This window comes from uncultured Allobosea sp. (genome assembly GCF_945957345.1).
Classification (GTDB): Bacteria; Pseudomonadota; Alphaproteobacteria; order Rhizobiales; family Beijerinckiaceae; genus Allobosea.
In genome coordinates this window covers 1-11,234 of the sequence record NZ_CAMFKW010000085.1, presented here as the reverse complement: position 1 = coordinate 11,234, position 11,234 = coordinate 1, and the positions used below count along the sequence as shown (strand labels likewise).

The window sequence follows — 11,234 nt, the reverse complement described above, 5'->3', positions numbered from 1 at the left end:
TCCTGCAGGATGGGCTGCGCCAGGCCTTCATGACCAATCCCGGTCTGAACGGCCTGATCGTCGGCTCCCTCTTCGTCGGCTGCCTGGTCGCCCTGCGCGAGCTCTGGCGCCTCCATAGCGAGGCCCGGGCCGCGACATCTCTTGCGGTCAACCCGGCATCGGCGGAGGTTCGCCGCGGCCAGGTCATCGCCCCGCTGGGCTCCGTCCTGCCCGCACTGGAGCGCGGTACGCTTGCCCCGGCACAAGCCGCCTCGACGCTCGAATCGATCGCGGTCCGGCTCGACGACGGGCGCGAGGTGCTGCGCTATCTCAGCGGCCTGCTCGTCTTCCTCGGCCTGCTCGGCACCTTCTGGGGCCTGCTCGATACGGTCGGCTCGGTCGGCACCGTCATCAAGTCGCTGCGTACCGGTGCCGAGGCCGGCGTGCTCTTCGACGAGCTCAAGGCCGGCCTCTCCGCCCCGCTGGCAGGCATGGGCCTGTCCTTCTCGTCATCGCTCTTCGGCATCGCCGGCTCGCTCATCCTTGGCTTCCTCGACCTTCAGGTCGGGCAGGCGCAGCGCCGCTTCCGCAATGAGATGGAAAGCTGGCTCGGCAGCCGCACCGGCACGCCCGAGGCGCCCGCCGCGCTGCTCGCTGCCGGCAACCCGCTGGCGGACCGCTTCGAGCAGCTCAGCGCCGCCATGGCCGACGGCGCCTCCAACAACCGCGCCGCGACCCAGGCGCTCTCCAATCTCGCCGAGGGCATCCAGGGCCTCGTCCAGCACATGCGCTCCGAGCAACAGATGATCCGCGACTGGGTCGAGGCCCAGGCCTCCCGCGAGAAGGACCTGAAGCGCCTGATCGACCGCCTTACCGCCGACCAGATCACCGAGCCATGATCCCGCTCGGCACATCGGAGCATTTTCGAGCGAAGTGGACACCGGTTCGCGTGAAGCAAATGCGACAAGACACAAAGCCAGGAACCTGACAGATGGCCCTCTCCCGCGCCCATCGCCGCGAGGACGTGAATTTCTGGCCCGGCTTCGTCGACGCGCTCTCGACGATGCTGATCGGCATCGTCTTCCTGCTGACTGTCTTCGTCCTCGGCCAGTTCTTCCTCTCGCAGGAGCTGACCGGCAAGGACACCGCGCTGGAACGCCTCAACCGGCAGATTTCCGAGCTCACCGACCTGCTCGCCCTGGAACGCTCCTCCAACCGGCAGGCACAGGAGAGCCTCCAGCTCATGCAGTCGACGCTCGCCCAGACGCAAGGCGAACGCACCCGCCTGCAAGGCCTGATCGACACGCAGGCCGGCAGCAATACCGATGCTCGGCTGGCCGAATCGCAGAAGGCGCTGGACGCCGAGAAGCAGCTTTCCGCCCGCGCCCAGGCGACTGTCGATCTCGTCAACCAGCAGATCCAGGCCATGCGCCGCCAGCTCGCAGCGTTGGAAGAGGCGCTCGCCGCTTCCGAAGCCAAGGACAAGGATTCGCAGGCGCGCATCTCCGAGCTCGGCTCGCGGCTCAACGTCGCACTGGCCCAGCGCGTGCAGGAACTGGCGCGCTATCGTTCGGACTTCTTCGGCCGCCTGCGCCAGGTGCTCGGCACGCGGCCCGATATCCGCGTCGTCGGCGACCGCTTCGTCTTCCAGTCCGAAGTCTTCTTCGATGCCGGCCAGGCCGTGCTGAAGCCCGAGGGCAAGGTCGAACTCGACAAGCTCGCCACCATCCTGCTCGATCTCGGCAACGAGATGCCACCCGACCTGCCCTGGATCCTGCGCGTCGACGGCCATACCGACAACCGGCCGATCAAGTCGGCCCAGTTCCCCTCGAACTGGTATCTTTCCTCGGCCCGCGCCATCGCCGTCGTCGAATACCTGATCTCGCGGGGCCTTCCGACCGACCGCGTCGCCGCCACCGGCTTCGGCGAATACCAGCCCCTCGACCTCGCCAATACCGACGAAGCCCACCGCCGCAACCGCCGCATCGAGTTCAAGATCACGGAGCGCTGAGCATGTCCGTCAGGCGCCTGTCTTTCGCCATCGCGAGCGCCATCGCCCTGCTGCTGGCAGCGCCGGCTTCGGCCCAGGCGCCCAAGGGCGGCGGGCGCTATCTCCACGACCTGATGAAGCAGCCGACTTATCGCGACACCTGGACGCGCATGCTCGGCAAGCTCGGCCCGCGCGAATCCTGGCTCAAGGCCGACAAGCTCGCCGGCCCCGGCGGCCCCAGCACGATCGTCACGGTCGGTGGCCAGAGCTTCGAGCGCGTCGACACCTGCAAGCGGCACGACTGCGGCGACAACCAGTTCTATGCGCTGTTTTCGCCCGATGGCAGGGAAGCGCTCGGCGTCCTCATCCAGCCGGGCAACATGCGCTTCTTCGGCCACCCCAGCGAGGAACAGCAGCGCGCGCTGGTCGGGCGCTAGCAGCAGCGCCCGTCTCAGGCCGCCTCCAGCCCGAACTGCAGCGCCGCCAGCCGCGCATAGAGCCCGCCGCGCGCCTTGAGCTCGGCATGGCTGCCTTCCTCGACGATGCGCCCGTTCTCCATGACGAGGATGCGGTCGGCCGAGAGGATGGTCGCGAGGCGATGCGCCACGACCAGCGTGGTGCGGCCCTGCATCAGGTGGTCGAGCGCGTCCTGCACCGCCCGCTCGCTCTCGGAATCGAGCGCCGAGGTCGCCTCGTCCAACAGCAGGATCGGCGCGTCCTTGAGGATCGCCCGTGCGATCGCAAGACGCTGGCGCTGCCCGCCCGAGAGCGTCACGCCACGCTCGCCCACCACCGTCTCGTAGCCGTCAGGCAGGGCGCGGATGAACTCGTCCGCGGCCGCGAGCCGAGCGGCAGCCTCGACCTCTTCCTGCGAGGCGCCGGGGCGGCCATAGGCGATGTTGTCGCGCACCGAGACACCGAACACGGTCGGCTCCTGCGGCACCAGCGCGAAGCGCTCGCGCCAGATGTCGGGGTCGGCTTCCGGTCCGGCGACGCCATCGACGACGACGCGCCCGTCCTGCGGATCGTAGAAGCGCAGCGCCAGTTGCAGCACGGTGCTCTTGCCGGCCCCGGACGGGCCGACCAGCGCGATCCGCTCGCCGGGGCGGACCGCGAAGTTCAGGTTCGACAGCGCAGGCCCGACGCGGCCGGGATAACTGAACGAGACATTCTCGAAGGCGAATTCGCCAAGCGAGGGCGCCGGCATCGGCTTGGGATGCGGCGGCGCTGCGATGGCCGGCTTCAGCGCCAGGATTTCGCCGAGACGGCTGGAGGCGCCTGCCGCGGCGCTGATATCGCCATAGACCTCGGAGAGCTGGCCGAGCGAGCTCGCGCACAGCACAGCATAGAGGATGAACTGCGAGAGCCGCCCGCCGCTCATCCGCCCGTCGAACACCTCGGTCGCGCCGGTCCAGAGCACCCAGACCACGCTGGCCGAAACCAGGAAGATCGCTACGCCCGAGAGCAGCGCGCGCGAGGCCGTCGCCTCCCGCGAGGCGGAATAGGCATCGTCGGAGGCCGCCTCGAATCGCGCAGCGGTCTGGCCGGCCGCGCCGAAGGACTGCATCGTGCGAATGGCGCCGACAGCCTCGGCCGCGAAGGCGGAGGCATCGGCAAGCCGATCCTGCGCCGCCCGCGAGCGCCGCCGGACCGAGCGGCCGGACAGGACCAGCGGAATCACGATCAGCGGGATGACGCCGATGACGATCGCTGAGAGGCGCGGGCTCGTCGCCACCATCATCCCGAGCGCGCCCAGCGCCATGATCGCGTTGCGCAGCGCAATCGAGGCCGTCGAGGCGAAGGTCGACTTGATCTGCGTGGTGTCGGCGGTCAGCCGCGAGACGAGGTCGCCCGCGCGACTCGAATCGAAGAAGGCCGGCTCCAGCCGGGTCAGATGGCGGAAGACGTCGGCGCGCAACGACGCGACGATGCGCTCGCCCACCGTCATCACCAGATAGAAGCGCGCCGAGCTCGCCAGCGCCAGCATCGCGACGACGCCGATCAGCAGGATGAAATAGCTGTTGGCGAGCTGCCGCTCGCCGCCCGCGAAACCGACATCGATGACGCGCCGGACGGCCAGCGGCAGCACCAGCGTCGCCAGCGACGCAACCACCAGCGCGACGAGCGCAAGCGCGATCCGGCGCTTCTGTGCCCGCGCATAGGGCCAGAAGGTCGCGAGCGAGCGGAAATCAGGCCGGGCCCTCGTCTCGTTCTTGTCAGCTTCGGCCACGCACCGGAACTCCTGCTTCTCGCGCACGCACCGCGCACGCTCTTTCGACCAATCTCAATCTCGCCTCCGTGAAGCCGATCGTGGCCGGATTGGCAAACGACGCAACGCCGCAGGGGAGCCCTCGGGAACGTGTTGTGCTTGCGCTGAGGCGCCGGCTGCGATATGTGCACGCGACTTCACGACAGGCTCATCCGAATTCTTTCGACGGGCCGGGCAGGCTCGCCTGCTTGTCGATGCGCCCGTTTTTGTAAGCTTTCGAGGATTTCGTCATGGCCAAGGCTGGCATCCACCCCGATTATCACACCATCAAGGTCGTCATGACCGATGGCACCGAATATGCCACCCGCTCGACCTACGGCAAGGAAGGCGACACGCTGAACCTTGACATCGACCCCAAGACCCACCCGGCCTGGACCGGCGGCACCCAGCAGCTGATGGATCGCGGCGGCCGCGTCTCGCGCTTCACCTCGCGCTTCGGCGGCATCGGCGCCATCGGCAAGAAGTGATGCTGCGGCGCTCCGGCGCCGCCGTCATTGATCTGAGACAAGAAAACCCGGCCTCGCGGCCGGGTTTTCTTGTCTCGGTGCGAATGTGCCTGATACGCGGATTATCCCGCGCAATTTCCCCGTCATTCCCGACGAGCGCAGCGGCAGCGCCGATCCGCAATCCATCGAAGGGCAGAACGCTTTGCGATGGATCCCGGGTCAAGCCCGGGATGACGGCGCGGTTCCCGAGAAAGCTACCGCCCGAACCCCAGCCGCGCTTCCAGGCTGGCGAGCTGGTTCAGCACGGGATTCACGCTCTCGCGAACCGGCGCCACGCCCGACATCTGGCCCTCGAGATGACGGATGCGCTCCTGAAGCCGGAAGGAATGCGCCATCAGGTCGCGCAGCCGCTCCGGCAGTTGCGCCACGATATGCTCGGCCGGAGGCGGCATCGGATCGCCCATCTTGACCTTGTTGTGCTCGGTGCGGGCCTGCTCTGCGGTAAGCTCGCCCTCGGCGACAGCGCGCTGCACTAGGAGCCAGGACGCGATCTGCATGAGCCGCGTCGTCAGGCGCATGCTTTCGGTCGCATAGGTCAGCGCGGTCTCGCGCGGCAGAGCGGCAGCGTCCTTGCGACCGTCCCCGTCGAGATAGCCCGCGGTGTCCTCGACCAGTCCCATCCCCTCGCGAAACAGCAGCATGAAGGCCTCTGAGCGCACGAAACCCCGTGCAAAGGAAATCGCGCCCTCTTCCGTCTGCGGATCGAGCAACTGGGCGTCGTTCATGGATGTCTCCCATCGGCACAAACCCGTGCGCCTCTGGAACGCGTCACGGATATGGTTGCCGACGTCGCAAGGATAACGCCGATCCCCATGTCCGGCGCAGGTAAGGTGCCGTTAACCTTAACGAGGCTAAACCCGTGTGGCGACAACAAGGCAGGCGGGTCCACAGGGACAACGCGACCTGCCGGACGCAAGGGAACGTGCAGACAAAAAAAGAGCCGCCAAAGGCGGCTCGAAGGTCAACAGGGAGGCGTCAAACAGAGTGGGCAGGAGCCACTCGACATCCAGACAAACTGGATAATGCGATTCATACTTTGGAATCATTAACACGCCCTTAACGGGCGTTTCTTTTTGACGCTTTTTCAGGCCGGCTTGCGGAAGAAGGCATCCGCTGCGGAGCGCGAGGCGTCCTTGCGCGCCCGCGTCTCGATCAGCCGGTCAATCTCGGCCTTGAGCGCGGCGATGCGCTCGTCGATCTCGGCCAGGGACAGCATCGACAGGTCCTGCCCGATCTCATGCACGCTCTTCTGTTTGGGGCGGTCGTCCTCCGGGAATATCGACATGGCGGCCTCGCATCTGCTCAAACTGCGCGCGGCACGCTACCCAAGTTTCGAACGCAGTCACGCTGCGACGCACCAATCCAGAGGACGACGGCCATGACGAGCATTCCCGAAACGATGACGGCGATCGGCATGGCGGCCCCCGGCGGCCCCGAGGTCCTCAGGCCGGAAACACGCCCGGTCCCCAAGCCCGGCCCCGGCCAGATCCTGGTCGCCATCGCTGCCGCCGGCGTCAACCGCCCCGACGTTCTGCAGCGTCAGGGCGGCTACAACCCGCCGCCTGGCGCTTCCGACATTCCCGGCCTCGAATTCGCGGGCACGGTGGTGGCGCAGGGCGAGGGTGCCGATCGCTTTCCGGTTGGAGCAACCGTCTGCGCCCTCGTCGCCGGCGGCGGCTATGCCGAATACGCCGTGGTCGACGAGAGCAATGCCCTGCCCGCTCCCAAGGGCCTGACGCTCACCGAGGCCGGTGCGATCCCCGAGACCTTCTTTACCGTCTGGACCAATGTCTTCCAGCGCGGCCGCCTGCAGGCCGGTGAGACCTTCCTCGTCCATGGCGGCTCGTCGGGCATCGGCACCACGGCGATCCAGCTCGCCAAAGCCTTCGGCGCGACCGTCATCGCCACCGCCGGTTCCGATGAGAAATGCGCGGCCTGCCTTGAGCTCGGCGCCGACCATGCCATCAATTACCGCACCGAGGATTTCGTCGCCGCGGCCAAGGCCATGACCGGCGGGCGCGGCACCGACCTGATCCTCGACATGGTCGGCGGCGATTATATCGACCGCAATTACGAACTCGCCGCCGATCAAGGCCGCATCGTCCAGATCGCCTTCCTCAACGGACCCAAGGCGACGGTCAATTTCAGCCGTCTGATGCTGAAGCGCCTGACCCATACCGGCTCAACGCTGCGCCCGCGCACTGTGCCTGAGAAGGCCGCCATCGCCGCCGAGCTGCATGCCAAGGTCTGGCCGCTGCTGGAGGCCGGGCGCTGCAAGCCTCTGATCAACGCGACCTTCCCATTGGCGCAGGCGGCGGAAGCGCACCGCCTGATGGAATCGAGCGCCCATATCGGCAAGATCGTGCTGACGGTCTGACCGGCTTCGATCACGCTGCTTTTCATGGACACTTGCCCCGCCCTCGCCTATAAGGCGCGCCATCCTGCTCATCGTCGATGATTTGGATGGCCGGCCGGGGAGGCCGGTCGGCGCATGAGAGCTATTGTCCGCGACCCTGCCTTTACGAGCCCCCTGCGAGCGGCGGCGCGAAGGCGAAGAGGAGACCGTCCCGTGTCACAAACCCCGCTGATGCCCAAGGCCACCGCGGTCTGGCTGGTCGAGAACACTTCGCTGACCTTCGAGCAGATCGCCGAGTTCTGCAAGCTGCACCCGCTCGAAGTGCGCGGCATCGCGGACGGTGAAGTCGCCGCCGGCATCAAGGGCCTCGACCCGATCACCTCCGGCCAGCTCACCCGCGAGGAGCTGGAGCGCGCCGCCAAGAACCCGAACCATCACCTCAAGCTCGCCGAGCGCAAAGTGAAGGTGCCGGAGATCAAGCGCACCAAGGGCCCGCGCTACACCCCGGTCTCGAAGCGCCAGGACCGTCCGAACGCCATCCTCTGGCTGCTGCGCAACCATCCCGAGCTCAAGGACGCGCAGATCATCCGCCTGATCGGCACGACCAAGTCGACCATCGCGCAGATCCGCGACCGCACCCACTGGAACGCCCAGTCGCTGACCCCGATCGACCCGGTCAGCCTCGGCCTGTGCTCGCAGATCGATCTCGATTTCGAAGTCGGCCGCGCCGCCAAGGACCGCCCGGCCGCGCTGGCCGAGGCCGGCTCGACCCTGCTCACGGTGGAAGAGGCGATCGCGCCGGAGCCGAAGCCCAGCGAGAGCCAGCCCTTCGCCGACATGAGCCGCCCGAAGCGCGAGGAGGAAGCCGCGATCGACGTCGATTCCGTCTTCGCCAAGCTGAAGCAGCTCAAGCGTCCGGCCGAAGACGAGGACGACGAGTAAGACTCTCCGACCACGGAAGCTGCGCATGTCGAGCCTGGACGGCCTCGCCTTCACCTTCCTCGGCACCGGCGCACCGCCCGTCAGCCTGCGTCGCGCCGGCCCCTCGCATCTCGTCGAGGCGGCCGGCCGCAAGCTGCTGATCGATTGCGGCTCGGGCGTCAGCCAGCGTCTTGTCGCCGCCGGCACGCGCGGCGCCGATATCGACGCTCTGATCGTCACCCACGAGCATTCCGACCATCTGGTCGATTTCTACCAGCTCGTCGTCTCCTCCTGGCATCAGGGCCGCGCCAGGCCCTGGCGCGTGCTCGCGCCTGCCCCCGCCCTCGCCAATCTTCGTGCGCAATATGCCGCCTTCGAGCGCGAGCGCACCTTACGCATCGCCTTCGAGAAACGGCCCGATGCGACGGGCCTCGAGGTCATCTTCGAGGAATTGCAGGAGGGCCCGGTCTCAGGCCTCGGCGAACTCTCGGTCGAGGCGTTCCTGGTCGATCACCGGCCGGTCGAGCCTGCTTTCGGCCTGACCCTGTCGCATAATGGCGCCCGCATCGTCTTCTCCGGCGACACCCGCCTCACGCCCTCGCTGGAGACACAAGCAGTCGGCTGCGACCTTCTGGTCTGCGAGGTCTTCATCGCCAGCCAGATGCCCGTCGTCGCGGGCGTCCGCTCGGCCGAGACTGTCACAGCCGTCGAGAGCTACCATATGACGCCCGCAATCGTGGCTGGCCTCGCCACGCGGGCGGGCGCCAAGGCGCTGGCGCTGACCCATCTGGTCCCACCGAACGCCGACACCGCGGCGCTTGCCCGCGAAGTCCGGGCTGCGGGCTATGTCGGCGCCTTGCTGGTCGGCGAAGACCTGATGCGCGTCGCCGTGCCGGAGCGGCTCCTGAGCTGGAACGGCGCAGCGATCGCCTACTAGCCTGCCCGAAACGGCCTGCGCTACCCGATCCCCCTGCCCTTCAACGCCGTGCCGATCTCGCCGAGCACGGCGATATCCTCGATCGTCGCCGGCAAGGCATAATCCTCGCCATCGGCAATCTTCTTCATCGTCGCCCTCAAAATCTTGCCGGAGCGCGTCTTCGGCAGCCGGGCGACCGTCAGCGCCAGCTTGAAGGCCGCGACCGGCCCGATGCGCTCGCGCACCAGCGCGACAAGCTCCTTCTCGACCTGCTCAGGCGTCACGGTCGCGCCGGCCTTCAGCACGACGAAACCGCAGGGCTGCTCGCCCTTGAGCGCGTCGCGGATGCCGACGACCGCGCATTCCGCCACGGCCGGATGCGCCGCCAGCACCTCTTCCATGCCGCCGGTCGAGAGCCGGTGACCGGCGACATTGATGATGTCGTCGGTGCGGCCCATGATGAAGACATAGCCGTCCTCATCGATGAAACCGGCATCCGAGGTGTTGTAGAAGCCCGGATAGGTCGCGAGATACGCCTCCTTGAAGCGCGCATCGTCGTTCCACAACGTCGGCAGGGCGCCGGGCGGCAAGGGCAGCTTCAGCACGATCGCGCCCATCTTGCCGGCCTCGACCGGCCGCCCGCCCTCGTCGAGGCATTGCACGTCCCAGCCCGGCAGCGGCACCGTCGGCGAGCCGTGCTTCACCGGCAGAAGCCCGAGACCCAGGGGATCGCCAACGATCGGCGAGCCGCTCTCGGTCTGCCACCAATGGTCGATCACCGGCACCTCGAGCATCGCCTCGGCCCATTTCAGCGTCTCGGGATCGGCCCGCTCGCCGGCGAGGAACAACGCTCGGAAGCGCGAGAGGTCATGCCCGGCGAGATATTGGCCCTCGGGGTCTTCCTTGCGGATGGCGCGGAAGGCGGTCGGCGCCGTGAACAGCACCTTGGCGCCATGCTCGGCGATCACCCGCCAGAAGGCGCCGGGATCGGGCGTACCGACCGGCTTGCCCTCGTAGAGCACGCTGGTCGCGCCCTGGATCAGCGGCGCATAGACGATATAGCCGTGGCCGACGACCCAGCCGACATCGGAGGCGCAGAACATCACCTCGCCCGGCCCGACATCGAAGAGCTGGTCCATCGTCGCCTTGAGCACGACCATGTGCCCGCCATTGTCGCGCACCACGCCCTTGGGCCGCCCGGTCGTGCCGGAGGTGTAGAGGATGTAGAGCGGGTCTGTCGCCGCGACCTCGACGCAATCCGCCTTGCGCCCCACGGATTTCGCGGCGGCGACCAGCGTGCGCCAGTTCTTGTCGCGGGTCACATGCATCGACGCGTCGGCCTGGGGTCGCTGAAGCACGACGCAGGCCTGCGGCTTGTGCTTGGCCATCTCGATCGCGCCGTCGAGCAGCGGCTTGTACTCGACCACCCGCGTCGGCTCGATGCCGCAGGTCGCGGTCAGGATGACCTTGGGCTCGGCATCGTCGATGCGTGTCGCCAGCTCCTTGGCCGCGAAGCCGCCGAACACCACCGAATGCACGGCGCCGATCCGCGCACAGGCCAGCATTGCGAAGGCAGCCTCCGGCACCATCGGCATGTAGATCAGGACGCGATCGCCCTTGCCGACGCCGAGATCCTGCAGGACGGCGCCGAGCGTCGCCACCTCCTCCAGCATCTGCGCATAGGTATAGCTCGCCTTGGTCCCGGTGACCGGGCTGTCATAGATCAGCGCCGTCTGCTCGCCACGCCCGTCGCGGACATGCCGGTCGAGCGCGTTGAAGCAGGTGTTGCAGGTCGCATCGGGAAACCAGCGGCCATAGATGCCGGCCGCCGGATCGAACGCCTTCTCCGGCGGCTTGATCCAGTCGATCGCCCTGGCCATGTCGAGCCAATAGGCATCCGGATCGGCTTGCCAGCGCGCATAGGTCTCGCGATAGCCTTCGGAGCGGGCGGGCGCCGCATGGGAGCCATTCATCGGAAGCGTTCCTCTGCGCCTGGTTTCATCCTAAAGCCCCTTGGCGAGCCGGCGGTGGCGGGGCTGGTTTTGCGCGAAATCCTGCGCTCGTCCCTTCGCTCTGCGCAAGCGCGCCGCCTTAAGACTTTCGCCGATCCCGCCCTGCATTTCCTCGCCCTGCGACGCAGTACCACATGCCCTTCGATCTTCTCTTCTTCGCCGCGATGGTGCCGGCCGTCGTGCTAACCGGCCTGGCCAAGGGCGGCTTCTCCGGGCTCGGCCTGCTGTCGCTGCCGCTGATGGCGCTGGTCGTCTCGCCGGTGACGGCGGCCGCGATCATGCTGC

At 67.5% G+C, this 11,234-nt stretch carries 11 protein-coding genes and 1 pseudogene; 8 read left to right on the top strand and 4 right to left on the bottom strand.

Features of this window, described 5'->3' with window-relative positions; all coding sequences use genetic code 11:
• The 3 genes from Q0Q36_RS24190 to Q0Q36_RS24180 all read left to right on the top strand — a co-directional run.
• A partial coding sequence (locus Q0Q36_RS24190; protein ID WP_293802295.1) for a flagellar motor protein MotA occupies window positions 1–878 on the top strand: 878 nt, incomplete at its 5' end.
• 92 nt (window positions 879–970) lie between these two features.
• Window positions 971–1,990, top strand: a complete 1,020-nt coding sequence (locus tag Q0Q36_RS24185) for a peptidoglycan -binding protein (protein ID WP_293802293.1) — start codon at window positions 971–973, stop codon at window positions 1,988–1,990.
• A 2-nt stretch (window positions 1,991–1,992) separates the two neighbouring features.
• A complete protein-coding gene (locus Q0Q36_RS24180; protein WP_293802292.1) occupies window positions 1,993–2,406 on the top strand; it encodes an Ivy family c-type lysozyme inhibitor in 414 nt (137 codons plus the stop codon).
• Between the two features lie 14 nt (window positions 2,407–2,420).
• On the opposite strand, the gene Q0Q36_RS24175 is transcribed toward Q0Q36_RS24180, so the two are convergent.
• The gene (locus Q0Q36_RS24175; RefSeq protein WP_293802290.1) at window positions 2,421–4,199 is read right to left on the bottom strand and encodes an ABC transporter transmembrane domain-containing protein; all 1,779 of its coding nucleotides are present in this window, start codon (window positions 4,197–4,199) and stop codon (window positions 2,421–2,423) included.
• A 269-nt stretch (window positions 4,200–4,468) separates the two neighbouring features.
• Between Q0Q36_RS24175 and rpmE the strand changes: the two genes are divergently transcribed.
• Window positions 4,469–4,705 carry a 50S ribosomal protein L31 gene (gene rpmE / locus Q0Q36_RS24170; protein WP_265055992.1) on the top strand — a complete coding sequence of 79 codons (237 nt, stop codon included), beginning with the start codon at window positions 4,469–4,471 and terminating at the stop codon, window positions 4,703–4,705.
• Window positions 4,706–4,938: 233 nt separating this feature from the next.
• Here rpmE and Q0Q36_RS24165 read toward each other — a convergent pair whose 3' ends face one another.
• Both Q0Q36_RS24165 and Q0Q36_RS24160 read right to left on the bottom strand, forming a co-directional pair.
• Window positions 4,939–5,469 (bottom strand): DUF1465 family protein, encoded by a 531-nt coding sequence (locus Q0Q36_RS24165; RefSeq protein ID WP_265055993.1) that lies wholly within the window; start codon window positions 5,467–5,469, stop codon window positions 4,939–4,941.
• A gap of 359 nt (window positions 5,470–5,828) precedes the next feature.
• A complete protein-coding gene (locus tag Q0Q36_RS24160; RefSeq protein ID WP_293802288.1) occupies window positions 5,829–6,029 on the bottom strand; it encodes a DUF1192 domain-containing protein in 201 nt (66 codons plus the stop codon).
• Between the two features lie 93 nt (window positions 6,030–6,122).
• On the opposite strand from Q0Q36_RS24160, the gene Q0Q36_RS24155 reads away from it, so the two are divergent.
• The 3 genes from Q0Q36_RS24155 to Q0Q36_RS24145 all read left to right on the top strand — a co-directional run bounded on the left by Q0Q36_RS24155 (window position 6,123) and on the right by Q0Q36_RS24145 (window position 8,958).
• A complete protein-coding gene (locus Q0Q36_RS24155; RefSeq protein ID WP_293802286.1) occupies window positions 6,123–7,121 on the top strand; it encodes an NAD(P)H-quinone oxidoreductase in 999 nt (332 codons plus the stop codon).
• A 192-nt stretch (window positions 7,122–7,313) separates the two neighbouring features.
• Window positions 7,314–8,042, top strand: a complete 729-nt coding sequence (locus Q0Q36_RS24150; RefSeq protein WP_293802284.1) for a DUF1013 domain-containing protein — start codon at window positions 7,314–7,316, stop codon at window positions 8,040–8,042.
• Window positions 8,043–8,067: 25 nt separating this feature from the next.
• Window positions 8,068–8,958: an MBL fold metallo-hydrolase gene (locus Q0Q36_RS24145; RefSeq protein ID WP_293802283.1), complete on the top strand. Its 891-nt coding sequence runs from the start codon at window positions 8,068–8,070 to the stop codon at window positions 8,956–8,958.
• Between the two features lie 20 nt (window positions 8,959–8,978).
• Here Q0Q36_RS24145 and Q0Q36_RS24140 read toward each other — a convergent pair whose 3' ends face one another.
• On the bottom strand, window positions 8,979–10,910 hold the full coding sequence (locus Q0Q36_RS24140; protein ID WP_293802281.1) for a propionyl-CoA synthetase: 1,932 nt from the start codon (window positions 10,908–10,910) through the stop codon (window positions 8,979–8,981).
• Window positions 10,911–11,083: 173 nt separating this feature from the next.
• On the opposite strand from Q0Q36_RS24140, the pseudogene Q0Q36_RS24135 reads away from it, so the two are divergent.
• Window positions 11,084–11,234 (top strand): annotated as a pseudogene (locus Q0Q36_RS24135) (sulfite exporter TauE/SafE family protein); the annotation flags it as partial.

Bases quoted from the DNA above. Each gene is read 5' to 3' on its own strand.
- Q0Q36_RS24155 (WP_293802286.1), top strand. From the start codon at position 6,123: ATGACGAGCATTCCCGAAACGATGACGGCGATCGGCATGGCGGCCCCC.
- rpmE (WP_265055992.1), top strand. From the start codon at position 4,469: ATGGCCAAGGCTGGCATCCACCCCGATTATCACACCATCAAGGTCGTC.
- Q0Q36_RS24165 (WP_265055993.1), bottom strand. From the start codon at position 5,469: ATGAACGACGCCCAGTTGCTCGATCCGCAGACGGAAGAGGGCGCGATT.
- Q0Q36_RS24160 (WP_293802288.1), bottom strand. From the start codon at position 6,029: ATGTCGATATTCCCGGAGGACGACCGCCCCAAACAGAAGAGCGTGCAT.
- Q0Q36_RS24185 (WP_293802293.1), top strand. From the start codon at position 971: ATGGCCCTCTCCCGCGCCCATCGCCGCGAGGACGTGAATTTCTGGCCC.
- Q0Q36_RS24180 (WP_293802292.1), top strand. From the start codon at position 1,993: ATGTCCGTCAGGCGCCTGTCTTTCGCCATCGCGAGCGCCATCGCCCTG.
- Q0Q36_RS24145 (WP_293802283.1), top strand. From the start codon at position 8,068: ATGTCGAGCCTGGACGGCCTCGCCTTCACCTTCCTCGGCACCGGCGCA.
- Q0Q36_RS24140 (WP_293802281.1), bottom strand. From the start codon at position 10,910: ATGAATGGCTCCCATGCGGCGCCCGCCCGCTCCGAAGGCTATCGCGAG.